A 23,160-nucleotide genomic window follows, 5' to 3' on the forward strand; every position below is an offset into this window, starting at 1 on the left:
GATAGCAATGGAATTAGTATTGAAAGACGCGCAAAGCGCGCTGACTGTTTCCGAAACTACCTTCGGTCGTGATTTCAACGAAGCGCTGGTACACCAGGTTGTTGTTGCTTATGCAGCAGGTGCCCGTCAAGGTACCCGTGCTCAGAAGACCCGTGCTGAAGTGACTGGTTCCGGTAAAAAACCGTGGCGCCAGAAAGGTACAGGCCGTGCGCGTTCAGGCACTGTAAAGAGCCCGATCTGGCGTTCTGGTGGTGTAACCTTCGCTGCGAAGCCACAAGACCACAGTCAGAAAGTAAACAAAAAGATGTACCGCGGCGCGCTGAAAAGCATCCTGTCCGAACTGGTACGTCAAGATCGTCTGATCGTTGTCGAGAAGTTCTCTGTAGAAGCGCCTAAAACTAAGCTGCTGGCACAGAAACTGAAAGATATGGCCCTGGAAGATGTGCTGATCGTGACCGGTGAACTGGATGAGAATCTGTTCCTGGCAGCTCGCAACCTGTACAAGGTTGACGTGCGCGATGTAGCAGGTATCGACCCAGTTAGCCTGATCGCCTTCGACAAAGTGGTTATGACTGCTGATGCTGTGAAGCAAGTTGAGGAGATGCTGGCATGATCCGTGAAGAACGTTTGCTGAAAGTGCTGCGTGCACCGCACGTATCTGAAAAAGCATCCGCTGCGATGGAAAAAAGCAACACCATCGTACTCAAAGTTGCCAAAGACGCGACCAAAGCAGAAATCAAAGCTGCAGTGCAGAAACTGTTTGAAGTCGAAGTCGAAGACGTTAACACCCTGGTAGTTAAAGGGAAAGTGAAGCGTCAAGGTCAGCGTGTTGGTCGTCGTAGCGACTGGAAAAAAGCTTACGTCACCCTGAAGGAAGGCCAGAACTTGGACTTCATCGGCGGCGCAGAGTAAGTCGGAGGAGTAAGAACAATGGCAATTGTTAAATGTAAACCTACATCTCCGGGTCGTCGCCACGTTGTTAAAGTGGTTAACCCTGAGCTGCACAAGGGTAAACCTTATGCCCCGCTGCTTGAGAAACTGAGCAAAAGCGGTGGTCGTAACAACAATGGCCGTATCACCACCCGTCATATCGGTGGTGGCCACAAGCAACATTATCGTCTGGTTGACTTCAAACGCAACAAAGATGGTATCCCTGCTGTGGTTGAGCGTCTGGAGTACGATCCGAACCGTTCCGCGAACATCGCGCTGGTTCTGTACAAAGACGGCGAACGCCGTTATATCCTGGCGCCGAAAGGCCTGAAAGCTGGTGACCAGATCCAATCTGGTGTTGATGCTGCAATCAAAGCGGGTAACACCCTGCCTATGCGCAACATCCCAGTAGGTTCAACGGTTCATAACGTAGAAATGAAACCAGGTAAAGGCGGCCAGCTGGCTCGTTCTGCTGGTGCCTACGTTCAGATCGTCGCACGTGATGGTTCCTACGTAACTCTGCGTCTGCGCTCTGGCGAAATGCGTAAAGTTCCAGTTGATTGCCGCGCCACCCTGGGTGAAGTCGGTAACGCTGAACATATGCTTCGCGTTCTGGGTAAAGCAGGTGCTGCACGTTGGCGTGGTATTCGTCCTACCGTTCGCGGTACGGCGATGAACCCAGTCGATCACCCGCACGGTGGTGGTGAAGGTCGTAACTTTGGTAAGCACCCGGTAACTCCGTGGGGCGTTCAGACCAAAGGTAAGAAGACCCGTAGCAACAAGCGTACTGACAAGTTCATCGTACGTCGCCGTAGTAAAAAATAATTAGAGGATAAGCCATGCCACGTTCTCTCAAGAAAGGTCCTTTTATTGACCTGCACTTGCTGAAGAAGGTAGAGAAAGCGGTGGAAAGCGGTGACAAGAAGCCTTTGCGCACTTGGTCCCGTCGTTCAACGATCTTTCCTAACATGATCGGTTTGACCATCGCTGTCCATAATGGTCGTCAGCACGTACCAGTATTTGTTTCCGATGAAATGGTCGGTCACAAACTGGGTGAATTCGCGCCGACTCGTACTTATCGCGGCCATGCGGCTGATAAAAAAGCTAAAAAGCGCTAAGGTAGGAGGAAGAGATGGAAACTATCGCTAAACATCGCCACGCTCGTTCTTCTGCTCAGAAGGTTCGCCTTGTTGCAGACCTGATCCGCGGTAAGAAAGTGTCGCAAGCTCTGGAAACTCTGGCCTACACCAACAAGAAAGCTGCTGGTCTGGTCAAGAAAGTGCTGGAGTCTGCCATTGCTAACGCAGAACACAACGATGGCGCTGACATCGATGATCTGAAAGTCACGAAAATCTTCGTAGACGAAGGCCCAAGCATGAAGCGCATTATGCCTCGTGCAAAAGGTCGTGCAGATCGCATCCTGAAGCGCACCAGCCACATTACTGTGGTTGTGTCCGATCGCTGAGACTCTGGAGACTAGCAATGGGTCAGAAAGTACATCCTAATGGTATTCGCCTGGGTATTGTCAAACCTTGGAACTCTACTTGGTATGCGAATACCAAAGAATTCGCTGACAACCTGGACAGCGACTTTAAAGTTCGCCAATTCTTGACTAAAGAACTGGCGAAAGCTTCCGTTTCTCGCATCGTTATCGAGCGTCCAGCGAAGAGCATCCGTGTGACTATTCACACCGCTCGTCCTGGCATCGTTATCGGCAAGAAAGGTGAAGATGTCGAAAAACTGCGTAAGGTCGTAGCGGATATCGCTGGCGTTCCTGCGCAAATTAACATCGCCGAAGTCCGTAAACCGGAACTGGACGCAAAATTGGTTGCTGATAGCATCACTTCACAGCTGGAACGTCGCGTTATGTTCCGTCGTGCTATGAAGCGTGCTGTACAGAACGCAATGCGTCTTGGCGCTAAAGGTATCAAAGTTGAAGTAAGCGGCCGTCTTGGCGGTGCTGAAATCGCGCGTACCGAATGGTACCGTGAAGGTCGTGTTCCGTTGCATACACTGCGCGCGGATATCGATTACAACACATCTGAAGCGCACACCACTTATGGTGTAATCGGCGTTAAGGTATGGATCTTCAAAGGTGAGATCCTGGGTGGTATGGCTGCAGTTGAACAACCGGAACCGGCTGCTCAACCTAAAAAGCAGCAGCGTAAAGGCCGCAAGTAAGGAGAGTCGCTGATGTTACAACCAAAGCGTACAAAATTCCGTAAGGTGCACAAGGGCCGCAACCGTGGTCTGGCGCAAGGTACGGATGTTAGCTTCGGCACTTTCGGTCTGAAAGCTGTTGGCCGTGGCCGTCTGACTGCTCGTCAAATCGAAGCAGCTCGTCGTGCAATGACTCGTGCAGTGAAGCGTCAAGGTAAGATCTGGATCCGTGTATTCCCGGACAAACCAATCACCGAGAAGCCTCTTGAAGTGCGTATGGGTAAAGGTAAGGGTAACGTGGAATATTGGGTTGCCCTGATCCAACCTGGCAAAGTCCTGTACGAAATGGACGGCGTTCCAGAAGAAGTCGCCCGTGAAGCGTTCAAGCTGGCAGCAGCTAAACTGCCGATCAAAACCACCTTTGTAACTAAGACGGTGATGTAATGAAAGCACAAGAGCTGCGTGAAAAAAGTGTTGAAGAGCTGAACACTGAGCTGCTCAACCTGCTGCGTGAGCAATTCAACTTACGCATGCAGGCGGCGAGTGGCCAACTGCAACAAACTCACCTGTTGAAACAAGTGCGTCGTAATGTCGCACGCGTTAAGACTTTACTGACTGAAAAGGCGGGTGCGTAAATGACTGATATTATCCGTACTCTGCAAGGTCGTGTTGTTAGTGACAAAATGGAGAAATCCATGGTTGTTGCTATCGAACGTACGGTGAAGCACCCGATCTACGGGAAATTCATCAAGCGTACGACTAAGCTGCACGTACATGACGAGAACAACGAATGTGGTATCGGCGACGTGGTAGAAATCCGCGAATGCCGCCCACTGTCCAAGACTAAGTCATGGACGTTGGTTCGCGTTGTAGAGAAAGCGATTCTGTAATAGAGTAGCTGGCTCTAACTTAATAAACGGCTCAGAAAGTGAGCCGTTTATTTTTTCTACCCATACTTTGGAAGCGGTGTTATAATGCTGCGCCCTCAGTTATGGGGCTTTTCAACGATCTAGTAATAGATCCTAAAGTTGTAGTTGACATTAGCGGAGCACTAACATGATCCAAGAACAGACTATGCTGAACGTGGCCGACAACTCCGGTGCACGTCGCGTAATGTGTATCAAGGTTCTAGGTGGCTCGCACCGTCGCTACGCAGGCATCGGCGACGTCATCAAAATTACCATCAAGGAAGCAATTCCTCGCGGTAAGGTGAAGAAAGGCGATGTGCTGAAGGCGGTAGTGGTGCGCACCAAGAAGGGTGTACGTCGCCCGGACGGTTCTGTCATTCGCTTCGATGGTAATGCATGCGTTATTTTAAACAATAACAGCGAGCAACCTATCGGTACGCGTATTTTTGGGCCGGTAACTCGTGAACTGCGTAATGAGAAGTTCATGAAAATTATCTCTCTGGCACCAGAAGTACTCTAAGGAGCGAACCATGGCAGCGAAAATCCGTCGTGATGACGAAGTTATCGTGCTTACCGGGAAAGACAAAGGTAAACGCGGTAAAGTAAAAAATGTCCTGTCTGCTGGTAAGGTCATTGTTGAAGGTATCAACCTGGTTAAGAAACATCAGAAGCCGGTCCCGGCCCTGAACCAACCAGGTGGCATTGTTGAAAAAGAAGCTGCTATTCAGGTTTCCAACATTGCGCTGTTCAACTCGGCTACCGGTAAGGCTGACCGTGTAGGCTTTAGATTCGAAGACGGCAAAAAAGTCCGTTTCTTCAAATCAAATAGCGAAACTATCAAGTAATTTGGAGTATGACGATGGCGAAACTGCATGATTACTACAAAGACGAGGTAGTCAAACAACTGATGTCTCAGTTTGATTACAACTCTGTCATGCAAGTCCCTCGGGTCGAGAAGATCACCCTGAATATGGGTGTTGGTGAAGCGATCGCTGACAAGAAACTGCTGGATAATGCAGCAGCTGACTTGGCAGCTATCTCCGGTCAAAAGCCGTTCATCACCAAAGCACGCAAATCTGTTGCAGGCTTCAAAATCCGCCAGGGCTATCCGATCGGCTGTAAAGTAACTCTGCGTGGCGAACGCATGTGGGAGTTCTTTGAGCGTCTGATTTCCATTGCTGTTCCACGTATCCGTGACTTCCGTGGCTTGTCCGCCAAGTCATTCGATGGCCGTGGTAACTACAGCATGGGTGTGCGTGAGCAAATCATCTTCCCAGAAATCGACTACGACAAAGTCGATCGCGTACGTGGTTTGGATATTACCATTACCACTTCTGCGAAATCTGATGATGAAGGCCGCGCGCTGTTGGCTGCTTTTAACTTCCCGTTCCGCAAGTAAGGCAGGGTTACTAATGGCTAAGCAATCAATGAAAGCACGCGAAGTCGTTCGCGTGAAACTGGCTGACAAGTACCGCGCTAAACGCGAGGAATTGAAAGCTATCATTTCTGGTGTGAACTCTTCTGACGAAGATCGTTGGGATGCTGTTCTCAAGCTCCAGTCTCTGCCGCGTGATTCCAGCCCGTCTCGTCAGCGTAAACGCTGCCGTCAAACTGGCCGTCCACATGGTTATGTGGGCAAATTCGGGTTGAGCCGTATCAAGCTACGTGAAGCCGCTATGCGCGGTGAAGTACCAGGCTTGAAAAAGGCTAGCTGGTAATTACCAATTGAATCACGGGAGTAAAGACAGATGAGCATGCAAGATCCGATCGCGGATATGCTGACCCGTATCCGTAACGGTCAAGCCGCGAACAAAGTTGCGGTCACCATGCCTTCCTCCAAGCTGAAAGTGGCAATTGCCAACGTGCTGAAGGAAGAAGGTTTTATTGAAGATTTCAAAATTGAAGGCGACACCAAGCCTGTTCTGGAACTGGTACTGAAGTACTTCCAGGGTAAGGCAGTGGTAGAAAGCATTCAGCGTATCAGTCGTCCAGGTCTGCGCATCTACAAGAAAAAAGATGCACTGCCAAAAGTTATGGCCGGTCTGGGTATCGCTGTTATTTCTACCTCTAAAGGTGTTATGACCGATCGTGCAGCTCGCCAAGCTGGTCTTGGTGGCGAGATTATCTGCTACGTAGCTTAATTCGGGAGGAAAGAATGTCTCGTGTTGCAAAAGCACCCGTCGTCATTCCTGCCGGCGTAGAGGTAAAACTCAACGGTCAGGTTATTTCGGTTAAGGGTAAGAACGGCGAGCTGACTCGTACAGTCCATGACGCCGTTATCGTTACGCAAGAAGCTAACGCACTGACTTTCGCTCCACGCGAAGGTTTTGCTAACGCATGGGCCCAAGCGGGTACCACGCGCGCTCTGCTGAACGCAATGGTTGTCGGTGTTACCGAAGGTTTCACCAAGAAGCTTCAACTGGTAGGTGTTGGTTATCGTGCTGCTGTTAAAGGCAACGTGGTGAATTTAGCCCTGGGCTTCTCTCACCCAATCGATCACCAGCTGCCAGCAGGTATTACTGCTGAATGCCCAAGCCAAACTGAAATCGTGCTGAAAGGCGCTGATAAGCAGATTATTGGCCAGGTTGCTGCAGATCTGCGTGCCTACCGCCGTCCTGAGCCTTATAAAGGCAAGGGTGTCCGTTACGCCGACGAAGTCGTGCGTACCAAAGAGGCTAAGAAGAAGTAAGGTAACACTATGGATAAGAAATCTGCTCGTATCCGTCGTGCGACCCGCGCACGCCGTAAGCTCAAAGAACTGGGTGCAACCCGCCTGGTGGTACATCGTACCCCGCGTCACATTTACGCACAGGTCATTGCTCCAAATGGTTCTGAAGTTCTGGTAGCCGCTTCTACTTTAGAAAAAGCTATCACTGAGCAATTGAAGTACTCCGGTAACAAAGACGCAGCAGCAGCCGTAGGTAAAGCTCTGGCTGAGCGCGCGTTGGAAAAAGGGATTGCGAAAGTATCCTTTGACCGTTCCGGTTTCCAATATCATGGTCGAGTCCAGGCACTGGCAGATGCTGCCCGTGAAGCTGGCCTTCAGTTCTAAGGAAGAGGTTTAAGATGGCTCACATCGAAAAACAAGCTGGCGAACTGCAGGAAAAGCTGATCGCGGTAAACCGCGTATCTAAAACCGTAAAAGGTGGCCGTATTTTCAGCTTTACCGCACTGACAGTAGTTGGTGATGGTAACGGTCGCGTTGGTTTTGGCTACGGCAAAGCACGCGAAGTTCCAGCAGCGATCCAGAAAGCGATGGAAAAAGCCCGTCGCAACATGATGAATGTCGCGCTGAACGGCGGCACCCTGCAGCACCCTGTTAAAGGTGCTCATACGGGTTCCCGTGTGTTCATGCAGCCAGCTCATGAAGGTACCGGTATCATCGCGGGTGGTGCAATGCGCGCCGTTCTCGAAGTTGCTGGGGTGCACAACGTACTGGCTAAAGCTTATGGTTCCACCAACCCGATCAACGTGGTTCGTGCAACTATCGACGCTTTGGCTAATATGAAGTCTCCTGAAATGGTCGCTGCCAAGCGTGGTAAATCCGTTGCAGACATTCTGGGGTAATTGACCATGGCTAAGACTATCAAAGTTACACAAGTTCGCAGCTCCATTGGCCGTCTGCCGAAGCATAAAGCTACACTGCTCGGTCTGGGTCTGCGTCGTATTGGTCACACCGTAGAGCGCGAGGATACTCCTGCTGTACGCGGTATGATCAACCTGGTTTCCTACATGGTTAAGGTTGAGGAGTAACAGATGCGTTTAAATACTCTGTCTCCGGCTGAAGGTGCCAAGCATGCGCCTAAGCGTGTAGGTCGTGGTATTGGTTCTGGCCTGGGTAAAACCGCCGGTCGTGGTCACAAAGGTCAGAACTCACGTTCTGGCGGTGGCGTACGTCGTGGGTTTGAAGGTGGTCAGATGCCTTTATATCGTCGTTTGCCGAAATTCGGCTTCACCTCTCGCAAAGCTATGATCACGGCAGAAGTTCGTCTGTCTGAACTGGCTCTTGTAGAAGGCGACGTAATCGACCTGAACACGCTGAAAGCCGCTAACGTTGTTGGTACCCAGATCGAGTTCGCGAAAGTTATGCTTTCTGGCGAAATCACTCGTCCGGTTACCCTGCGTGGTCTGCGTGTCACCAAAGGCGCTCGTGTTGCTATCGAGGCTGCTGGCGGTAAAATTGAGGAATAAGTAAGCTGATGGCTAAGCAACCAGGATTAGATTTTCAAAGTGCTAAAGGCGGACTCGGTGAGCTGAAGCGCAGACTTTTGTTTGTTATCGGCGCGCTGATTGTTTTCCGCATTGGCTCTTTCATTCCGATTCCTGGTATCGATGCCACTGTGCTTGCCAAACTGCTCGAACAGCAGAGAGGCACCATCATTGAAATGTTTAACATGTTCTCTGGTGGTGCTCTCAGCCGTGCTTCTATTTTTGCTCTGGGGATCATGCCGTACATTTCGGCCTCGATCATTATCCAGTTACTGACGGTGGTTCATCCAGCGTTGGCGGAAATCAAGAAAGAAGGGGAGGCTGGCCGTCGCAAGATTAGCCAGTACACCCGCTACGGTACGCTGGTGTTGGCCATATTCCAGTCGATCGGTATTGCTACCGGTCTGCCGAATATGCCTGGTATGCAGGGCCTGGTGTTAAACCCAGGCTTTGCGTTCTACTTTACTGCGGTTGTGAGTCTGGTTACCGGGACAATGTTCCTGATGTGGCTGGGCGAGCAGATTACTGAGCGTGGTATCGGTAACGGTATCTCAATCATTATCTTCGCGGGTATTGTGGCGGGTCTTCCGCCGGCTGTTGGCCATACTATTGAGCAAGCTCGGCAAGGCGACCTGCACTTCCTCTTGTTGCTGTTGGTTGCAGTATTAGTGTTTGCAGTAACCTTCTTCGTTGTTTTCATTGAACGTGGTCAACGTCGTATCGTCGTTAACTATGCGAAACGTCAACAGGGTCGTCGTGTTTACGCAGCACAGAGCACACACTTACCGTTGAAAGTGAACATGGCAGGGGTAATCCCGGCAATCTTCGCTTCCAGCATTATTCTGTTCCCTGCCACGATTGCATCATGGTTTGGGGGCGGTACCGGTTGGAACTGGCTGACAACGATTTCGCTGTATTTGCAGCCTGGACAACCGCTTTATGTGTTACTCTATGCGTCTGCAATCATCTTCTTCTGTTTCTTCTACACGGCGTTGGTTTTCAACCCGCGTGAAACAGCAGATAACCTGAAGAAGTCCGGTGCCTTCGTACCAGGAATTCGTCCGGGAGAGCAAACGGCGAAATATATCGATAAAGTGATGACGCGTTTAACCCTGGTGGGCGCGATGTACATTACTTTCATCTGCCTGATCCCGGAGTTCATGCGTGATGCAATGAAAGTACCATTCTACTTTGGTGGTACCTCGCTACTGATCGTTGTTGTCGTCATCATGGACTTTATGGCTCAAGTGCAAACTCTGATGATGTCAAGTCAGTACGAGTCTGCATTGAAGAAAGCAAACCTGAAAGGCTATAACCGCTAATCTGGTGCGTTTGAGAAGTTACGGAGAGTAAAAATGAAAGTTCGTGCTTCCGTCAAGAAATTATGTCGTAACTGCAAAATCGTTAAGCGTAACGGTGTCGTTCGTGTGATTTGCAGCGCCGAGCCGAAGCATAAACAGCGTCAAGGCTGATTATCTCGCATATTTTTCTTGCAAAGTTGGGTTGAGCTGGCTAGATTAGCCAGCCAATCTTTTGTATGTAGCTGCAACATTATTTGAGTATCCTGAAAACGGGCTTTTCAGAATGGTGTTGCCGTAAAAATTAGTAGGAGTGCATAGTGGCCCGTATAGCAGGCATTAACATTCCTGATCATAAACATACCGTTATCGCGTTAACGTCGATCTTCGGAATCGGCAAAACTCGTTCACAGTCTATCTGTGCTGAGACGGGTATTGCTGAAAATGTTAAGATCAGTGAGCTGTCTGAAGAGCAAATTGAACAACTGCGTGAAGCAGTTGCCAAATTCACTGTTGAAGGTGATTTGCGTCGTGAAGTTACCCTGAGCATCAAGCGTCTGATGGATCTTGGTACATACCGTGGTTTACGCCATCGTCGTGGTCTGCCAGTTCGCGGTCAGCGTACTAAGACCAACGCACGTACCCGTAAGGGTCCGCGTAAACCGATCAAGAAATAATCGGGGTGATTGAATAATGGCAAAGGCACCTGTTCGTACACGTAAGCGTGTAAGAAAACAAGTCTCTGACGGCGTGGCTCATATCCATGCTTCTTTCAACAACACCATTGTGACTATTACCGATCGTCAGGGTAATGCTTTGGGTTGGGCAACAGCCGGTGGTTCCGGTTTCCGTGGTTCTCGTAAGTCAACTCCGTTTGCAGCTCAGGTTGCAGCCGAGCGTTGTGCTGACGCAGTTAAAGAATACGGTATCAAGAACCTGGAAGTTATGGTTAAAGGACCTGGTCCTGGTCGTGAGTCTACTATCCGCGCTCTGAACGCGGCTGGTTTCCGCATCACTAATATTACCGATGTGACTCCGATTCCTCATAACGGTTGTCGTCCACCGAAAAAGCGTCGCGTGTAACGCCCCTGCTTTTCGGATTGTTGGAGAAAGAAAATGGCAAGATATTTGGGTCCTAAGCTCAAGCTTAGCCGCCGCGAGGGCACAGACCTGTTCCTGAAGTCTGGCGTTCGCGCGATAGATTCAAAGTGCAAAATTGAACAGCCACCTGGTCAACACGGTGCGCGTAAACCGCGTCTGTCTGACTACGGTGTACAGTTACGTGAAAAGCAGAAAGTTCGCCGTATGTACGGTGTTCTGGAGCGCCAGTTCCGTAACTATTACAAAGCAGCAACCCGCCTGAAAGGCAACACCGGTGAAAACCTGTTGACCCTTCTGGAAGGTCGTCTGGACAACGTAGTTTACCGTATGGGCTTCGGTGCCACTCGTGCAGAATCACGTCAGCTGGTTAGCCATAAAGCCGTTATGGTAAATGGTCGCGTTGTTAACATCGCTTCTTATCAGGTATCTCCGAATGACGTAGTCAGCATCCGCGAGAAAGCTAAAAAGCAGTCTCGTGTTAAGGCTTCTCTGGAGCTGGCTGAGCAGCGTGAAAAGCCGACTTGGCTGGAAGTTGATGCTGCGAAGATGGAAGGTGTGTTCAAACGTATTCCTGAACGTACCGATCTGTCCGCCGACATTAACGAACACCTGATCGTCGAGCTTTACTCCAAGTAAGGCTTGAGTTTCAAAGAGAGGACACAATGCAGGGTTCTGTGACAGAGTTTCTAAAACCGCGCCTGGTAGATATCGAGCAAGTCAGTTCGACGCACGCCAAGGTGACCCTTGAGCCGTTAGAGCGTGGCTTTGGCCATACTCTTGGCAACGCACTGCGCCGTATTCTGCTTTCATCTATGCCGGGTTGCGCGGTGACCGAGGTTGAGATTGATGGTGTACTACATGAGTACAGCACCAAAGAAGGCGTACAGGAAGATATCCTGGAGATCTTGCTCAACCTGAAAGGGCTGGCGGTGAGAGTTCAAGGGAAAGATGAAGTTATTCTTACCCTGAATAAATCTGGCATTGGCCCTGTGACCGCTGCCGACATTACCCATGATGGTGATGTCGATATCGTCAAGCCGCAGCACGTTATCTGCCACCTGACCGATGAGAACGCTGCTATCAGCATGCGTATCAAAGTTCAGCGCGGTCGTGGTTATGTGCCGGCTTCTGCCCGAATTCATTCGGAAGAAGATGAGCGCCCGATTGGTCGTCTGTTGGTTGACGCCTGCTATAGCCCTGTAGAGCGTATTGCCTACAATGTTGAAGCAGCGCGTGTAGAACAGCGTACCGACCTGGACAAGCTGGTCATCGAGATGGAAACCAATGGCACGATCGATCCTGAAGAGGCGATCCGCCGTGCGGCAACCATTCTGGCTGAACAACTGGAAGCTTTCGTTGACTTACGTGATGTACGTCAGCCGGAAGTGAAAGAAGAGAAACCAGAGTTCGATCCGATCCTGCTGCGCCCTGTTGACGATCTGGAATTGACTGTCCGCTCTGCTAACTGCCTCAAGGCAGAAGCTATCCACTACATCGGTGATCTGGTACAGCGTACCGAGGTTGAGCTGTTGAAAACGCCTAACCTGGGTAAAAAATCTCTTACTGAGATTAAAGACGTGCTGGCTTCCCGTGGACTTTCTCTGGGCATGCGCCTGGAAAATTGGCCACCGGCTAGCATTGCTGACGAGTAACCGGATCACAGGTTAAGGTTTTACTGAGAAGGATAAGGTCATGCGCCATCGTAAGAGTGGTCGTCAACTGAACCGTAACAGCAGCCATCGCCAGGCTATGTTCCGTAACATGGCCGGCTCTTTGGTTCGTCATGAGATCATCAAGACGACCCTGCCAAAAGCGAAAGAGCTGCGTCGCGTTGTTGAGCCGCTGATTACTCTTGCCAAGACCGACAGCGTTGCTAATCGTCGTCTGGCATTCGCCCGTACTCGTGATAACGAGATCGTGGCAAAACTGTTTAACGAGCTAGGCCCGCGTTTTGCGAGCCGTGCCGGTGGTTACACTCGCATTCTGAAGTGTGGCTTCCGCGCAGGCGACAACGCGCCGATGGCATACATCGAGCTGGTTGATCGTGCTGAGTCTCAAGCAGAAGTAGCAACTGCAGAGTAATCTGTGGAAGCGTAAAAAAACCGGGCTTGCCCGGTTTTTTTACGTCTGTAACTCGCCAAACGTGCTTTCCCCTCCCGGCAATGCTTAAGATCCTTCCCCACATCCGCTATGCTCAGGTTATCAGTGAGAAAAGCAACACGGAGAAGTCATGATGTTCAAAATTGGGCAATTAGCCAGGCTGGCTGACGTAACGCCAGATACGGTACGTTTTTACGAGAAGCAAGGCATGATGGATCACCATGTTCGTACCGAAGGCGGCTATCGACTGTATAGCGATCAAGACTTACAACGTCTGCGTTTTATCCGTTATGCTAAACAGCTGGGCTTCACGCTGGAAACTATCGCCGAGTTGCTGTCGATCCGTGTGGATCCAGAGCATCACACCTGCGAAGAGTCGAAATCTATCGTTGATGCGCGCCTGAATGAGGTTGAAAGCAAACTGACCGAGTTAACCAGAATGCGCGAGTCATTGAAAAGGCTCAGCGATGCCTGCTGCGGTAGCGCCCACACCAGCAACTATTGTTCGATTCTGGAGGCTTTGGAGCAAGGTGCCAGCGAAGAGAAAGCCAAAAGTGCAGTTTAACTGCGAGCGGATCTTTAATTTTTATCTGGCCAGCAGTATGATCGGCGCGTTTATTATCAGCAACCAACAGGAAGACCATTATGACCCAATATCGTCATACCAAAGGCAAGATCCAGGACAATGCCATTGAAGCATTACTACACGATCCTCTTTTCCGCCAACGGGTAGAGAAGAACAGTAAAGGGAAAGGTAGCTACCGGCGTAAAGACAAACACGCAAAAGGCGGTAACTGGGAGGCCAGTGGTAAATTGCCCTGTGACAATTTACCACTGGCCTTCTGGTTTTAAGCCACAAAAAAGCCATCTCAGAAGATGGCTCAAAACGTAGGGGCGCCGCATGCGGCGCCCGTTTTATAGCTCTGAGTTACAGTTTGGGTTGCTGTTGATGACTCAGCAGATCGCGGATTTCTGTCAGCAGCTTCTCTTCAGCCGTCGGAGCAGGCGGAGCGGCTGGCTCTTCAACTTCTTTACGGCGCATTTTGTTCATTAACTTGATGGCCATAAAGATCGCAAAAGCGACGATCACGAAATCAAAGATATTCTGCAGGAAGGAGCCATAGTTCATCACTACCGCTGGGACATTGTCCTTGGCTTCACGTAATACCAGATGGAACTGTTTAAAATCAACGCCACCGATCAGCAAACCCAAAGGTGGCATGATGATGTCGGCAACCAAGGAGGAAACGATTTTACCGAATGCCGCACCAATGATCACACCCACTGCCAGATCGACTACGTTGCCACGCATGGCAAATTCGCGGAACTCTTTTAATATACCCATCAGAACACCCCTCAAAAAATTAGTAACGCAATTTTAACAAAGCAATTCCCCTTTGACACAATCAGTATAGGAAAATTTTTATTTTTTCCTAATTCTTGGCTACCGATATGTCAAAAAATCATTCGCATGATTTAAGCCTCTATAAGAAGAATGGGCTCGGTTGGAACAGGCGCTCAACGTCTGGCACAAATTTCTTATCGGTAATAAACATGATCACGTGATCGCCTTGTTGGATCCGGCTGTTGCTGTTGGCAATGATCACATCGTCACCGCGCACAATCGCACCAATGGTGGTACCTGGTGGCAGCTTAATCTCTTCGACCATACGGCCTACGACCTTAGAGGTGCTTTCATCGCCATGGGCAATCGCTTCAATAGCTTCGGCAACGCCGCGGCGTAGGGAGGAGACGCTGACAATATCGGCTTTACGCACGTGGCCGAGCAGCGCGGAGATGGTGGCCTGCTGCGGCGAAATAGCGATATCAATCACGCTGCCCTGGACCAGATCGACATAGGCACGGCGCTGGATCAATACCATCACCTTTTTGGCTCCCATGCGTTTGGCCAGCATCGCAGACATGATATTGGCTTCGTCATCGTTGGTGATGGCAATAAACACATCCACCTGTTCGACATGCTCTTCGGCCAACAGCTCCTGATCGGAGGCATCGCCGTAAAACACGATGGTATCGTGCAGTTGCTCTGCCAGTTCGGCGGCACGTTGCTGGTTTTTCTCAATCAGCTTCACGTTGTACGATTTTTCTAATCGATGTGCCAGTCCGGCCCCCACGTTACCCCCGCCGACGATCATGATACGCTTATAGGGTTTTTCGAGCCTTTGCAGCTCACTCATTACCGCGCGGATATGCTGTGATGCGGCAACGAAGAACACCTCATCGCCCGCTTCGATAATAGTAGAGCCTTGTGGGCGGATCGGGCGGTCATGGCGGAAAATCGCCGCCACGCGGGTATCGATATGTGGCATATGCTCACGCATGGCAGACAGAGCATTCCCCACCAATGGGCCGCCATAATAGGCTTTCACAGCGGCGATGCTGACCTTGCCGTCGGCAAAGTTCACCACTTGCAAGGCGCCAGGGTATTCGATCAGCTTGTAGATGTAATCGATAACCAACTGCTCCGGTGAGATCAGGTGGTCGATGGGTACTGCCTCCGGATGAAATAGCTTCTCGGACTCACGGATATAATCCGGCGCCCGGATCCGTGCAATACGATTCGGGGTGTTAAACAGCGTGTAAGCGATCTGACAGGCGATCATATTGGTTTCGTCAGAGTTGGTGACGGCAACCAGCATATCGGCATCTTCGGCACCGGCTTCGCGTAATACGCGTGGATGGGAACCGTGCCCCTGGACGACGCGCAGGTCAAACTTGTCTTGCAACTGGCGTAGGCGCCCGGTGTCGGTATCGACCACGGTGATATCGTTATTTTCACCCACCAGGTTTTCAGCCAGTGTTCCGCCAACTTGCCCTGCGCCAAGAATAATTATTTTCATCGATTTCTCTGCTCGATCTGCGACGGCCGTGGCCGAAAGGTGAGAACGCCCGCAGGCGCTCCCTGAACAGTTATATTTTAATCAGCTTAGCGTAAAAGAAACCATCGCCATCCTCAGGATGAGGCAGATTCTGTTTACCTGGTGATTGCGTGTCGCCGGTTTCAACCAGCTTGGCCTCGCCGTGACGTTGCAGGAACGCAGCTATCTGTTCGCTATTTTCCTGCGGCAGAATAGAGCAGGTTGCATAGACCATTACGCCGCCGGGTTTCAGGCGTGGCCAGATAGCTTCCAGAATTTCACTCTGTAAAGCGGCCAGTTCGGCGATATCGCTGTCACGACGTAGCCATTTGATATCCGGGTGGCGGCGAATAACACCGGTGGCGGAGCAAGGGGCATCCAACAGGATACGGTCGAACTGTTGGTCACCGCACCACTCGTGCGGAGTACGGCCATCACCCTGGCGAACTTCTGCATGTTGCTGCAGGCGCTGCAGGTTTTCTTTCACCCGGCTTAAGCGCTGTTCGTCGATATCCACGGCCAGCACGTGAGCTTTGGGAGCGGCCTCCAGAATATGGGTCGTTTTGCCGCCGGGGGCTGCACAAAGATCGAGGATCTGTTCACCGTCTTGCGGATCCAGCAGATCAACGCAACCTTGAGCAGAAGCGTCTTGTACAGTTACCCAGCCCTCGGAGAAACCGGGCAAGTCCGTTACTGGGCACGGAGCCAGCAAGCGAACTGCGTCGCTATACTCCGCATGAGGCTCGGCAGTAATACCGGCCTGCTGCATCAGTTGCAGATACTTTTCACGGGTGTGGTGAAGACGATTGACGCGCAGCCACATTGGCGGCTTCTGATTATTGGCATCAACGATCTGCTCCCACTGCGTTGGGTAAGCCAGTTTGATGCGTTTAAGCAACCAGCTAGGGTGCAGATAGCGGCTTTCGTTATTGGCTGCACGCGCCAGCAGTTCTTCTTGCTGGCGCTGGAACTGGCGCAGTACGCCGTTAATCAATCCTTTCAGCTGTGGGCGCTTCAAGGCGACCGCGCCTTCAACCGTTTCGGCTAACACCGCGTGCGGTGGAATACGGGTATACAGCAACTGATACAGGCCAACCATCAGCAAATAGTGCAGTGGCCGCTGTTTGCCGGTCATGGGCTTTGCCATCAACTGCTGGATGCACCATTCGAGCTGCGGCAGCACCCGCAGCGTACCAAAGCAGAGTTCCTGCAATAGCCCACGATCTTTGTCAGAAATGTTTTTTTGTAATGTGGGCAAAATGGTGCTGAGCGACTGCCCCTGATCCAGTACCTGGCCGATGGCCTTGGCAGCAATGCTTCGGAGATTGTAATTGTTTTTCATAGGCTAAGGCGGATTACGGTCGGCATTAAGAAACGAACAGCCCGGCAACAATAGCCGGGCAGTGGGAGTGGCTTATAACCGGTTGCCCGGCGTGAACCATTCGCGGCGAGAATTCAGTAAATCTTGTGCCGACATCGGTTTTTTACCGGCAGGCTGGAGCTGCGTGAGGTTGAGAATACCTTGCGCGGTGGCAACCTGAATGCCGTGCTTGTCGGCGTGCACGATAGTACCCGGTTCTGCGTTGGCGGCATCCGCCAGCACGCTTGCCTGCCAGACTTTCACCGGTTGATCGTCGATGGTGAAATAGCTGATTGGCCAGGGATTGAAAGCGCGAATACAGCGCTCCAGCTGTTCGGCGGAAAGGCTCCAGTCCAGGCGTGCCTCTTCTTTGCTCAGCTTTTCTGCGTAGGTGACCAGCGCTTCGTCTTGAACTTCGCGCTGCACCGTACCCGCCGCCAATTGCTGCAAAGTGATCAGCAGCCCTTGTGGCCCCAGCTCTGCCAGTTTGTTGTACAGGCTGGCGCTGGTATCTGTAGCTTCGATCGGACAAGCGATCTTGTGCATCATGTCGCCGGTATCGAGACCCACGTCCATTTGCATGATGGTTACGCCAGTTTCGCTATCACCAGCCCACAATGCGCGCTGAATAGGTGCCGCACCGCGCCAGCGTGGCAGCAGAGAGCCATGAACGTTGATGCAACCCAGGCGTGGCATATCCAGCACGGCTTTCGGCAGGATCAGGCCATAGGCTACCACCACCATCACGTCCGCATTCAGATCGGCAACCAGGTGCTGATCCTCTTGCGGGCGCAGTGACTTAGGCTGGAAAACGGGGATTTGATGCTGTTCGGCCAGCACCTTGACCGGGCTTGGCGTCAGTTTGTTACCGCGGCCTGCGGGGCGATCGGGTTGGGTGAAGACGCCGACCACCTGATGCCCAGATGACAACAGCGCGTCTAGGTGACGCGCTGCAAAGTCTGGGGTTCCGGCAAAAATAATCCGTAAAGAGTCAGACACGTTGATTTCCTGATCGGTTAGGCGCGAGCTTCAAGCTTGGCCATTTTTTCCAGTTTCTGACGGATACGTTGGCGTTTCAACGGCGACAGGTAATCGACAAACAGTTTGCCAACCAGATGATCCATTTCGTGCTGGATACAGATTGCCAGCAGGTCATCGGCCTCAAGCTCAAAAGGTTGTCCTTCACGATTGAGGGCGCGGATCTTCACTTTCTCTGCGCGTGGCACCAGGGCGCGTTGCTCAGGGATGGAAAGGCAGCCTTCTTCGATACCGGTTTCACCGCTTTTTTCCAGCAGTTCCGGGTTGATCAACACCAGGCGTTGATCGCGGTTTTCAGAAACGTCGATGACGATAATGCGCTGATGAATATCGACCTGTGTCGCAGCCAGGCCAATGCCTTCCTCTGCGTACATGGTTTCAAACATATCATCCACGATGCGCTGGACATCTGCATTGACTTCTTTTACCGGGGCCGCAATTTTGCGTAGCCGCTCGTCTGGGAAATGTAATACCTGCAAGACTGACATATATCTTAAGATCTGTATCCGAGTGATGAACAGTGATTAGCTTCTATTCTAGACATTTCTTGGCCTGATTGACAGCATCCCAGACCAATTGCACGAATTGGTAATCCCCTAATTGCAGCGAGGGAATGCTCCATGCGGTCAGAAGAAATCGCTCTACGTATGCATGCGGTGACAAAGATCGACGCACCGCAGGCCAGCCAGATTATCGATCGCCTGATTGCCGAAGGCGGCGATCCTTACCCGTTGCTTAAGTGCTTGGGGCTCAATGACCAGCAGCAAAAACAGTTTCGGCGGGGACATGGGCAGTATCTCAAGGCAACGCTCAAGTGGTTGGAGCTGCCGGGCAATCAGATGGTGCGATACGGTGAGCCAGCGTTTCCCGAACTCTTGGCACATATTGATGATGCACCGTTATTACTGATGGTACAGGGCGATGTAGAGGCGTTGCAACAGCCGCAAATCGCCATGGTGGGTAGCCGCCAGTTCAGCCACTATGGCGAGCAGTGGGGCAGCTACTTTGCCAGCGGATTGGTACATTGTGGTTTTGCCGTCACCAGCGGTTTGGCGATTGGTATTGATGGTATCTGCCACCGCGCAGCCCTGGAAGCGGAAGGAGTGACGATTGCGGTGTTGGGGAGCGGCCTGGCAAATATCTATCCACGCCGCCATCGCCGGCTGGCAGAGCAAATCATTGAGCAGGGCGGAGCGGTGATTTCCGAGCATCTGGCTACCGATTTGCCGCTGGCGGCTCATTTCCCGCGTCGTAACCGTATTATCAGTGGGTTAAGTGCGGGCGTGGTGGTCATAGAGGCTTCACTGCGTAGCGGGTCGCTGATCACTGCGCGCTATGCGTTGGAACAGGGGCGCGAAGTGTTTGCCCTGCCGGGGGCATTGGGTAACCCGATGAGTGAGGGGACTCATTGGCTGATCCAGCAGGGGGCCAGCCTGGTCACCGGTCCAAAAGATATCGCAGAACAGCTGGGAAGTGGGTTGCAATGGCTGTCCGTGAACGAAAATACAACTATTTCTGCATCAGAGGCCGAAGTTGAATTGCCATTTGCCGATGTGTTGGCTAACGTAGGAGATGAGGTGACACCTGTTGACGTCGTCGCTGAACGTGCCGGCCAACCTGTGCCAGAGGTGGTAATCAAATTACTCGATCTGGAGTTAGCAGGTTGGATCGCAGCTGTACCCGGCGGCTATGTCCGAATAAGGAGGGCATGCCATGTTCGACGTACTCATGTATTTGTTTGAAACCTATATCCACAATGAGCCAGAGATGCACGTTGATCAGGATACCTTGACCGACGATCTTACCGAAGCGGGATTCGATCGTGATGATATCTTCAACGCGTTGAATTGGCTCGAAAAGCTTGCAGACCTCCAGGAAGGCGAGAATGCCCCTTATTTTATGGATGCCGATCCGCTGGCGATGCGGATCTACACCGAAGAAGAGAGCGTGCGTTTAGATGCCGGTTGCCGTGGTTTTCTCCTGTTCCTAGAACAGATCCAGGTATTGAACCTCGAAACCCGTGAAATGGTTATCGATCGTGTTATGGCTTTGGATAATACGGAATTTGATCTCGAAGATCTGAAATGGGTAGTGCTGATGGTGTTGTTCAATATCCCCGGATATGAGAGCGCCTATCAGCAGATGGAAGAACTGTTATTTGAAGTAAACGAAGGTTACCTGCACTGAGTAGGTAACGGGCATAGAAGACGTTATGACAAAACCAGCGATTTTTGCCGCGAGGCAAAATGAACCCTGTCCGGAATGCGGGGCCGAGTTGGTGATCCGCAGTGGTCGCCACGGCCCCTTCCTCGGCTGTTCTCAATATCCGCAGTGCGAGTATATCCGGCCTTTGAAAGCGCAGGCCGATGGCCATATTGTCAAAGTGCTGGAGGGCCAGCAATGCCCGAAATGCCAGGCAACGCTGGTGTTGCGCCAGGGGCGCTATGGCATGTTTATCGGTTGCAGCCACTATCCAGACTGCGATCATACCGAAGTGATCGACAAACCGGATGAAACCAGCATCGCCTGCCCTCAGTGTGGCCAAGGCCAACTGCTGCAGCGCAAATCTCGCTATGGCAAGGTGTTTCATTCCTGCGATCGCTATCCGGAATGTCAGTTTGTACTCAATTTTAAACCCGTCGCCGGTGAGTGTGCTTACTGCCACTATCCATTACTGATGGAAAAGCGCATGGCAAAAGGCCCAACGCTTTGCTGCGCCAGTAAACTGTGCGGAAAACCCGTCGTTATCTCAGAATAATCAAGCTATGAACCCAGAACAAACTTCCGCATTCGCGCCTATTATCGCGGCGCTGGAAAACCAGCAGGTGATTGCCTATCCAACAGAAGCGGTATTCGGTCTGGGGTGTGACCCAGATAGCGAACAGGCCGTCAAACAGCTGTTGGCCTTGAAACAACGCCCGTGGGAAAAAGGCCTGATCCTGATTGCTGCTGATTATGCCCAGCTTGCGCCTTATATTGATGATGGCGCATTGAATGAGCAGCAGCGTGCCGCGATTTTTGCCAGTTGGCCTGGCCCGGTAACCTGGGTGATCCCGGCAAAACCGCAAACGCCAGCCTTGCTGACCGGTCGTTTTAGTTCGTTGGCCGTGCGCGTTAGCGATCACCCTTTGGTGCAACAGCTGTGCCGCCAGTTCGGCAAGCCGCTGGTGTCAACCAGTGCCAACTTAAGCGGTGAGGAGCCGTGCCGCACCGTGGCTGAAGTGCAGCAGCAGTTTGGTGACGCTTTCCCGGTGCTGGTAGGTAACGTGGGCGGCCGGTTAAACCCTTCTGAAATCAGAGATGCTTTGACTGGTGAGCAGATCCGTCAGGGCTAGAGGCTAGATCTATGGAGAAGTTCGCGGTATTCGGTAACCCGATTGCTCACAGCAAGTCCCCCCGTATCCACGCGCTGTTTGCGCAACAGACCGGGATCGAACACCCCTACGGCACTGTGCTGGCTCCGTTGGACGGTTTTGTACCTACCTTGCAACGGTTTATTGCTGCTGGTGGCCAAGGGGCCAACGTCACCGTCCCTTTTAAAGAATGTGCCTATGAGGCAGCAAGCGAACTTAGCGAAAGGGCGGCAATGGCCGGTGCGGTGAATACGCTAAAGGTATTGCCCGATGGAAAGCTGCTGGGGGATAACACTGACGGTATCGGTTTGCTGTCTGATCTTGAACGCCAGCAGTTGATTCGGCCAGATGACCGCGTGTTGCTGGTTGGGGCGGGTGGGGCAGCGCGTGGTGTGATCCTGCCGCTGCTCTCTTTTGGCTGTGAAGTGGTGTTGACTAACCGCACCTTCAGCCGCGCTGAGGAGTTGGCTGCGGCGTTCCGCCATCTGGGGGAGATCGCCGCCTTGCCGCTGGATCGGCTGGATCAACAGCATTTTGATTTAGTGATCAACGCGACAGCTTCAGGATTCAAGGGGGAGATCCCTGCACTGCCTGACAGCATTATCCACAGCACGACACGGTGCTATGACATGTTCTACCAACAGGGCGGCACCCCATTCCTGGCTTGGGCGCAGCAGTTGGGGGCGCAACATTATGCGGACGGTTTAGGCATGCTGGTGGGGCAGGCTGCCCATGCTTTCTTTTTATGGCATGGTGTGATGCCGGAGATTGAACCGGTATTGCAGCAATTACGTCAGGAAATGGCCGTGTGATGGTTGCCCCGCTCTGGCAAGCAGGGCGGGGCAGTCAGATATCTTCACTGAGGTATTCGTCTTTCCAACGTACATAGTTATTGGCCGAATAGCGTAACCCTTCCAGTTCTGCCGGAGTCAAGGCTCTAACCCGGCGCGCAGGGCTGCCTACATATAAGTAGCCACTTTCCAGATGCTTGCCGGGTGCTACCAGGCTACCTGCACCAATCATCACATCATCTTCTATTACGGCACCGTCGAGCAGAATGGAGCCCATTCCCACCAAAACGCGATTACCGATGGTACAGCCATGCAGCATGGTTTTATGCCCAACGGTGACATCTTCGCCGATCAGTAAAGGGTAACCCGCCGGATTATAATCGGATTGATGGGTGACATGCAGAATGCTGCCGTCCTGGATATTACTGCGTGCGCCGATCTTTACCGCGTTGACATCGCCGCGGATGGCAACCAAGGGCCAAACGCTGACGTCATCAGCCAGATCAACGTTGCCGATCACTACGCTGGAAGGATCGATCATGACGCGTTGGCCAATTTGAGGGGAGTAATGAAGATAAGGACGCACTGAATTGGACATGGGATTGCCTCGTATAAGGATCTTATTACCGGCAATACTAGACTTTGACGGTGGAATTACAACCAGTCAACACGGGGGATCGTCGGTAAAATGGCCTTGATCGGGCAAGATCCGTGCGAAAGGGCGGAAAAGTGCGCAGTCGGTAAGAAAAGATCTAAAAAGGGGTTGTGGAAAAAAATGGGATCCCTATAATGCGCCTCCATCGACACGGAACATGTGAACAACTTCACAGAGTCTCCGAAGTTCGACAGAGAAAAAACCTGAAATTAAGGTTGACTCTGCAAGAGGAAAGCGTAATATACGCCACCTCGAGTTAGCAAGCGAAAGCGCGTAACTCACTGCTCTTTAACAATTTATCAGACAATCTGTGTGGGCACTCACAAGACGATATCCAGCTACTTCGGTAGCAAAAAAATATCAAGTCTTGAAGAGTGA

39 protein-coding genes are annotated in these 23,160 nt (G+C 51.7%); 33 read left to right on the plus strand and 6 right to left on the minus strand.

Annotated elements, in window-relative coordinates:
* Positions 1–7 precede the first annotated feature (7 nt).
* The 28 genes from rplD (at position 8) to ABIE29_RS16350 (ending at position 13,558) form a co-directional block, all read left to right on the plus strand.
* Positions 8–613, plus strand: a complete 606-nt coding sequence (gene rplD / locus ABIE29_RS16215) for a 50S ribosomal protein L4 (protein ID WP_021182230.1) — start codon at positions 8–10, stop codon at positions 611–613.
* Positions 610–912: a 50S ribosomal protein L23 gene (rplW, locus tag ABIE29_RS16220; RefSeq protein WP_021182229.1), complete on the plus strand. Its 303-nt coding sequence runs from the start codon at positions 610–612 to the stop codon at positions 910–912. Before rplD ends, rplW begins: the two co-directional genes overlap by 4 nt.
* Positions 913–930: 18 nt before the next feature.
* On the plus strand, positions 931–1,755 hold the full coding sequence (gene rplB / locus ABIE29_RS16225; RefSeq protein WP_021182228.1) for a 50S ribosomal protein L2: 825 nt from the start codon (positions 931–933) through the stop codon (positions 1,753–1,755).
* A 14-nt stretch (positions 1,756–1,769) separates the two neighbouring features.
* Positions 1,770–2,048 (plus strand): 30S ribosomal protein S19, encoded by a 279-nt coding sequence (gene rpsS / locus ABIE29_RS16230; protein ID WP_004929772.1) that lies wholly within the window; start codon positions 1,770–1,772, stop codon positions 2,046–2,048.
* 14 nt (positions 2,049–2,062) lie between these two features.
* Positions 2,063–2,395, plus strand: a complete 333-nt coding sequence (rplV, locus tag ABIE29_RS16235; protein ID WP_004391423.1) for a 50S ribosomal protein L22 — start codon at positions 2,063–2,065, stop codon at positions 2,393–2,395.
* Positions 2,396–2,412: 17 nt separating this feature from the next.
* The gene (rpsC, locus tag ABIE29_RS16240) at positions 2,413–3,111 is read left to right on the plus strand and encodes a 30S ribosomal protein S3 (RefSeq protein ID WP_004956187.1); all 699 of its coding nucleotides are present in this window, start codon (positions 2,413–2,415) and stop codon (positions 3,109–3,111) included.
* Positions 3,112–3,123: 12 nt separating this feature from the next.
* Positions 3,124–3,534 carry a 50S ribosomal protein L16 gene (gene rplP, locus ABIE29_RS16245; RefSeq protein ID WP_004929764.1) on the plus strand — a complete coding sequence of 137 codons (411 nt, stop codon included), beginning with the start codon at positions 3,124–3,126 and terminating at the stop codon, positions 3,532–3,534.
* Complete coding sequence (gene rpmC, locus ABIE29_RS16250) at positions 3,534–3,725, plus strand: 50S ribosomal protein L29 (RefSeq protein WP_002218942.1); 192 nt, start codon at positions 3,534–3,536, stop codon at positions 3,723–3,725. Before rplP ends, rpmC begins: the two co-directional genes overlap by 1 nt.
* Positions 3,726–3,980 (plus strand): 30S ribosomal protein S17, encoded by a 255-nt coding sequence (rpsQ, locus tag ABIE29_RS16255; protein ID WP_020837241.1) that lies wholly within the window; start codon positions 3,726–3,728, stop codon positions 3,978–3,980. It abuts the gene before it with no gap.
* Between the two features lie 166 nt (positions 3,981–4,146).
* Positions 4,147–4,518, plus strand: coding sequence for a 50S ribosomal protein L14 (gene rplN / locus ABIE29_RS16260; protein ID WP_020837240.1), 372 nt, complete (start codon positions 4,147–4,149; stop codon positions 4,516–4,518).
* 10 nt (positions 4,519–4,528) lie between these two features.
* On the plus strand, positions 4,529–4,843 hold the full coding sequence (gene rplX / locus ABIE29_RS16265; RefSeq protein ID WP_021808126.1) for a 50S ribosomal protein L24: 315 nt from the start codon (positions 4,529–4,531) through the stop codon (positions 4,841–4,843).
* A 14-nt stretch (positions 4,844–4,857) separates the two neighbouring features.
* Entirely contained in the window at positions 4,858–5,397 is a 540-nt protein-coding gene (gene rplE, locus ABIE29_RS16270) for a 50S ribosomal protein L5 (RefSeq protein WP_021808125.1), read from the plus strand.
* 13 nt (positions 5,398–5,410) lie between these two features.
* Complete coding sequence (rpsN, locus tag ABIE29_RS16275) at positions 5,411–5,716, plus strand: 30S ribosomal protein S14 (protein WP_021182224.1); 306 nt, start codon at positions 5,411–5,413, stop codon at positions 5,714–5,716.
* A gap of 30 nt (positions 5,717–5,746) precedes the next feature.
* Positions 5,747–6,139, plus strand: a complete 393-nt coding sequence (gene rpsH, locus ABIE29_RS16280) for a 30S ribosomal protein S8 (protein WP_021182223.1) — start codon at positions 5,747–5,749, stop codon at positions 6,137–6,139.
* Positions 6,140–6,153: 14 nt separating this feature from the next.
* A complete protein-coding gene (rplF, locus tag ABIE29_RS16285; RefSeq protein ID WP_429619747.1) occupies positions 6,154–6,687 on the plus strand; it encodes a 50S ribosomal protein L6 in 534 nt (177 codons plus the stop codon).
* Between the two features lie 9 nt (positions 6,688–6,696).
* Positions 6,697–7,050, plus strand: a complete 354-nt coding sequence (rplR, locus tag ABIE29_RS16290) for a 50S ribosomal protein L18 (RefSeq protein WP_021182221.1) — start codon at positions 6,697–6,699, stop codon at positions 7,048–7,050.
* 14 nt (positions 7,051–7,064) lie between these two features.
* Positions 7,065–7,565 carry a 30S ribosomal protein S5 gene (rpsE, locus tag ABIE29_RS16295; RefSeq protein WP_021182220.1) on the plus strand — a complete coding sequence of 167 codons (501 nt, stop codon included), beginning with the start codon at positions 7,065–7,067 and terminating at the stop codon, positions 7,563–7,565.
* Positions 7,566–7,571: 6 nt separating this feature from the next.
* Positions 7,572–7,751, plus strand: coding sequence for a 50S ribosomal protein L30 (gene rpmD, locus ABIE29_RS16300; protein WP_004956161.1), 180 nt, complete (start codon positions 7,572–7,574; stop codon positions 7,749–7,751).
* Between the two features lie 3 nt (positions 7,752–7,754).
* On the plus strand, positions 7,755–8,189 hold the full coding sequence (gene rplO / locus ABIE29_RS16305; protein WP_021182219.1) for a 50S ribosomal protein L15: 435 nt from the start codon (positions 7,755–7,757) through the stop codon (positions 8,187–8,189).
* 8 nt (positions 8,190–8,197) lie between these two features.
* Positions 8,198–9,529 (plus strand): preprotein translocase subunit SecY, encoded by a 1,332-nt coding sequence (gene secY / locus ABIE29_RS16310; protein ID WP_021182218.1) that lies wholly within the window; start codon positions 8,198–8,200, stop codon positions 9,527–9,529.
* 33 nt (positions 9,530–9,562) lie between these two features.
* Positions 9,563–9,679 (plus strand): 50S ribosomal protein L36, encoded by a 117-nt coding sequence (gene rpmJ / locus ABIE29_RS16315; protein ID WP_002227352.1) that lies wholly within the window; start codon positions 9,563–9,565, stop codon positions 9,677–9,679.
* Positions 9,680–9,825: 146 nt separating this feature from the next.
* Entirely contained in the window at positions 9,826–10,182 is a 357-nt protein-coding gene (gene rpsM / locus ABIE29_RS16320; RefSeq protein WP_021182217.1) for a 30S ribosomal protein S13, read from the plus strand.
* A 16-nt stretch (positions 10,183–10,198) separates the two neighbouring features.
* A complete protein-coding gene (rpsK, locus tag ABIE29_RS16325; protein ID WP_004929731.1) occupies positions 10,199–10,588 on the plus strand; it encodes a 30S ribosomal protein S11 in 390 nt (129 codons plus the stop codon).
* 33 nt (positions 10,589–10,621) lie between these two features.
* Positions 10,622–11,242, plus strand: coding sequence for a 30S ribosomal protein S4 (gene rpsD / locus ABIE29_RS16330; protein WP_021182216.1), 621 nt, complete (start codon positions 10,622–10,624; stop codon positions 11,240–11,242).
* Positions 11,243–11,268: 26 nt separating this feature from the next.
* Positions 11,269–12,258, plus strand: coding sequence for a DNA-directed RNA polymerase subunit alpha (locus tag ABIE29_RS16335; RefSeq protein ID WP_429619748.1), 990 nt, complete (start codon positions 11,269–11,271; stop codon positions 12,256–12,258).
* Positions 12,259–12,298: 40 nt separating this feature from the next.
* Positions 12,299–12,688, plus strand: a complete 390-nt coding sequence (rplQ, locus tag ABIE29_RS16340; RefSeq protein WP_004929726.1) for a 50S ribosomal protein L17 — start codon at positions 12,299–12,301, stop codon at positions 12,686–12,688.
* A gap of 151 nt (positions 12,689–12,839) precedes the next feature.
* Positions 12,840–13,271, plus strand: a complete 432-nt coding sequence (gene zntR / locus ABIE29_RS16345; protein ID WP_429619761.1) for a Zn(2+)-responsive transcriptional regulator — start codon at positions 12,840–12,842, stop codon at positions 13,269–13,271.
* Between the two features lie 80 nt (positions 13,272–13,351).
* Positions 13,352–13,558 (plus strand): alternative ribosome-rescue factor A, encoded by a 207-nt coding sequence (locus tag ABIE29_RS16350; RefSeq protein WP_429619749.1) that lies wholly within the window; start codon positions 13,352–13,354, stop codon positions 13,556–13,558.
* A 76-nt stretch (positions 13,559–13,634) separates the two neighbouring features.
* Here the strand turns inward: ABIE29_RS16350 and mscL are convergent, their stop codons facing one another.
* The 5 genes from mscL to def all read right to left on the minus strand — a co-directional run bounded on the left by mscL (position 13,635) and on the right by def (position 18,471).
* Entirely contained in the window at positions 13,635–14,051 is a 417-nt protein-coding gene (mscL, locus tag ABIE29_RS16355; protein ID WP_429619750.1) for a large-conductance mechanosensitive channel protein MscL, read from the minus strand.
* 139 nt (positions 14,052–14,190) lie between these two features.
* Positions 14,191–15,567: a Trk system potassium transporter TrkA gene (gene trkA / locus ABIE29_RS16360; RefSeq protein ID WP_429619751.1), complete on the minus strand. Its 1,377-nt coding sequence runs from the start codon at positions 15,565–15,567 to the stop codon at positions 14,191–14,193.
* Positions 15,568–15,637: 70 nt separating this feature from the next.
* Positions 15,638–16,927: a 16S rRNA (cytosine(967)-C(5))-methyltransferase RsmB gene (gene rsmB, locus ABIE29_RS16365; protein ID WP_429619752.1), complete on the minus strand. Its 1,290-nt coding sequence runs from the start codon at positions 16,925–16,927 to the stop codon at positions 15,638–15,640.
* Positions 16,928–16,999: 72 nt separating this feature from the next.
* Positions 17,000–17,944: a methionyl-tRNA formyltransferase gene (gene fmt, locus ABIE29_RS16370; protein WP_429619753.1), complete on the minus strand. Its 945-nt coding sequence runs from the start codon at positions 17,942–17,944 to the stop codon at positions 17,000–17,002.
* A gap of 17 nt (positions 17,945–17,961) precedes the next feature.
* Entirely contained in the window at positions 17,962–18,471 is a 510-nt protein-coding gene (def, locus tag ABIE29_RS16375; protein WP_024485624.1) for a peptide deformylase, read from the minus strand.
* A 132-nt stretch (positions 18,472–18,603) separates the two neighbouring features.
* On the opposite strand from def, the gene dprA reads away from it, so the two are divergent.
* From dprA to aroE, 5 genes are read left to right on the plus strand one after another with little or no spacing between them, the layout of a single operon-like run.
* A complete protein-coding gene (gene dprA / locus ABIE29_RS16380; RefSeq protein ID WP_429619754.1) occupies positions 18,604–19,725 on the plus strand; it encodes a DNA-protecting protein DprA in 1,122 nt (373 codons plus the stop codon).
* The gene (locus ABIE29_RS16385) at positions 19,697–20,170 is read left to right on the plus strand and encodes a DUF494 family protein (protein WP_021182206.1); all 474 of its coding nucleotides are present in this window, start codon (positions 19,697–19,699) and stop codon (positions 20,168–20,170) included. The genes dprA and ABIE29_RS16385 overlap by 29 nt, the downstream gene beginning before the upstream one ends.
* Positions 20,171–20,195: 25 nt before the next feature.
* Positions 20,196–20,741 (plus strand): topoisomerase DNA-binding C4 zinc finger domain-containing protein, encoded by a 546-nt coding sequence (locus ABIE29_RS16390; protein WP_429619755.1) that lies wholly within the window; start codon positions 20,196–20,198, stop codon positions 20,739–20,741.
* A 7-nt stretch (positions 20,742–20,748) separates the two neighbouring features.
* Positions 20,749–21,318, plus strand: a complete 570-nt coding sequence (gene tsaC, locus ABIE29_RS16395) for an L-threonylcarbamoyladenylate synthase type 1 TsaC (protein WP_429619756.1) — start codon at positions 20,749–20,751, stop codon at positions 21,316–21,318.
* Positions 21,319–21,329: 11 nt separating this feature from the next.
* Entirely contained in the window at positions 21,330–22,148 is an 819-nt protein-coding gene (gene aroE, locus ABIE29_RS16400; RefSeq protein WP_024531124.1) for a shikimate dehydrogenase, read from the plus strand.
* A 34-nt stretch (positions 22,149–22,182) separates the two neighbouring features.
* On the opposite strand, the gene ABIE29_RS16405 is transcribed toward aroE, so the two are convergent.
* Positions 22,183–22,725 (minus strand): gamma carbonic anhydrase family protein, encoded by a 543-nt coding sequence (locus ABIE29_RS16405; RefSeq protein WP_429619757.1) that lies wholly within the window; start codon positions 22,723–22,725, stop codon positions 22,183–22,185.
* Positions 22,726–23,160: the final 435 nt, after the last annotated feature.

It is taken from the genome of Serratia sp. 2723, assembly GCF_050434425.1.
Taxonomy (GTDB): Bacteria; Pseudomonadota; Gammaproteobacteria; order Enterobacterales; family Enterobacteriaceae; genus Chania.

Coding starts and splice junctions, on each gene's coding strand:
- rplD (WP_021182230.1), top strand. CDS start 8: ATGGAATTAGTATTGAAAGACGCGCAAAGCGCGCTGACTGTTTCCGAA.
- rplW (WP_021182229.1), top strand. CDS start 610: ATGATCCGTGAAGAACGTTTGCTGAAAGTGCTGCGTGCACCGCACGTA.
- rplB (WP_021182228.1), top strand. CDS start 931: ATGGCAATTGTTAAATGTAAACCTACATCTCCGGGTCGTCGCCACGTT.
- rpsS (WP_004929772.1), top strand. CDS start 1,770: ATGCCACGTTCTCTCAAGAAAGGTCCTTTTATTGACCTGCACTTGCTG.
- rplV (WP_004391423.1), top strand. CDS start 2,063: ATGGAAACTATCGCTAAACATCGCCACGCTCGTTCTTCTGCTCAGAAG.
- rpsC (WP_004956187.1), top strand. CDS start 2,413: ATGGGTCAGAAAGTACATCCTAATGGTATTCGCCTGGGTATTGTCAAA.
- rplP (WP_004929764.1), top strand. CDS start 3,124: ATGTTACAACCAAAGCGTACAAAATTCCGTAAGGTGCACAAGGGCCGC.
- rpmC (WP_002218942.1), top strand. CDS start 3,534: ATGAAAGCACAAGAGCTGCGTGAAAAAAGTGTTGAAGAGCTGAACACT.
- rpsQ (WP_020837241.1), top strand. CDS start 3,726: ATGACTGATATTATCCGTACTCTGCAAGGTCGTGTTGTTAGTGACAAA.
- rplN (WP_020837240.1), top strand. CDS start 4,147: ATGATCCAAGAACAGACTATGCTGAACGTGGCCGACAACTCCGGTGCA.
- rplX (WP_021808126.1), top strand. CDS start 4,529: ATGGCAGCGAAAATCCGTCGTGATGACGAAGTTATCGTGCTTACCGGG.
- rplE (WP_021808125.1), top strand. CDS start 4,858: ATGGCGAAACTGCATGATTACTACAAAGACGAGGTAGTCAAACAACTG.
- rpsN (WP_021182224.1), top strand. CDS start 5,411: ATGGCTAAGCAATCAATGAAAGCACGCGAAGTCGTTCGCGTGAAACTG.
- rpsH (WP_021182223.1), top strand. CDS start 5,747: ATGAGCATGCAAGATCCGATCGCGGATATGCTGACCCGTATCCGTAAC.
- rplF (WP_429619747.1), top strand. CDS start 6,154: ATGTCTCGTGTTGCAAAAGCACCCGTCGTCATTCCTGCCGGCGTAGAG.
- rplR (WP_021182221.1), top strand. CDS start 6,697: ATGGATAAGAAATCTGCTCGTATCCGTCGTGCGACCCGCGCACGCCGT.
- rpsE (WP_021182220.1), top strand. CDS start 7,065: ATGGCTCACATCGAAAAACAAGCTGGCGAACTGCAGGAAAAGCTGATC.
- rpmD (WP_004956161.1), top strand. CDS start 7,572: ATGGCTAAGACTATCAAAGTTACACAAGTTCGCAGCTCCATTGGCCGT.
- rplO (WP_021182219.1), top strand. CDS start 7,755: ATGCGTTTAAATACTCTGTCTCCGGCTGAAGGTGCCAAGCATGCGCCT.
- secY (WP_021182218.1), top strand. CDS start 8,198: ATGGCTAAGCAACCAGGATTAGATTTTCAAAGTGCTAAAGGCGGACTC.
- rpmJ (WP_002227352.1), top strand. CDS start 9,563: ATGAAAGTTCGTGCTTCCGTCAAGAAATTATGTCGTAACTGCAAAATC.
- rpsK (WP_004929731.1), top strand. CDS start 10,199: ATGGCAAAGGCACCTGTTCGTACACGTAAGCGTGTAAGAAAACAAGTC.
- rpsD (WP_021182216.1), top strand. CDS start 10,622: ATGGCAAGATATTTGGGTCCTAAGCTCAAGCTTAGCCGCCGCGAGGGC.
- ABIE29_RS16335 (WP_429619748.1), top strand. CDS start 11,269: ATGCAGGGTTCTGTGACAGAGTTTCTAAAACCGCGCCTGGTAGATATC.
- rplQ (WP_004929726.1), top strand. CDS start 12,299: ATGCGCCATCGTAAGAGTGGTCGTCAACTGAACCGTAACAGCAGCCAT.
- zntR (WP_429619761.1), top strand. CDS start 12,840: ATGTTCAAAATTGGGCAATTAGCCAGGCTGGCTGACGTAACGCCAGAT.
- ABIE29_RS16350 (WP_429619749.1), top strand. CDS start 13,352: ATGACCCAATATCGTCATACCAAAGGCAAGATCCAGGACAATGCCATT.
- mscL (WP_429619750.1), bottom strand. CDS start 14,051: ATGGGTATATTAAAAGAGTTCCGCGAATTTGCCATGCGTGGCAACGTA.
- trkA (WP_429619751.1), bottom strand. CDS start 15,567: ATGAAAATAATTATTCTTGGCGCAGGGCAAGTTGGCGGAACACTGGCT.
- rsmB (WP_429619752.1), bottom strand. CDS start 16,927: ATGAAAAACAATTACAATCTCCGAAGCATTGCTGCCAAGGCCATCGGC.
- def (WP_024485624.1), bottom strand. CDS start 18,471: ATGTCAGTCTTGCAGGTATTACATTTCCCAGACGAGCGGCTACGCAAA.
- dprA (WP_429619754.1), top strand. CDS start 18,604: ATGCGGTCAGAAGAAATCGCTCTACGTATGCATGCGGTGACAAAGATC.
- ABIE29_RS16385 (WP_021182206.1), top strand. CDS start 19,697: ATGTTCGACGTACTCATGTATTTGTTTGAAACCTATATCCACAATGAG.
- ABIE29_RS16390 (WP_429619755.1), top strand. CDS start 20,196: ATGACAAAACCAGCGATTTTTGCCGCGAGGCAAAATGAACCCTGTCCG.
- tsaC (WP_429619756.1), top strand. CDS start 20,749: ATGAACCCAGAACAAACTTCCGCATTCGCGCCTATTATCGCGGCGCTG.
- aroE (WP_024531124.1), top strand. CDS start 21,330: ATGGAGAAGTTCGCGGTATTCGGTAACCCGATTGCTCACAGCAAGTCC.
- ABIE29_RS16405 (WP_429619757.1), bottom strand. CDS start 22,725: ATGTCCAATTCAGTGCGTCCTTATCTTCATTACTCCCCTCAAATTGGC.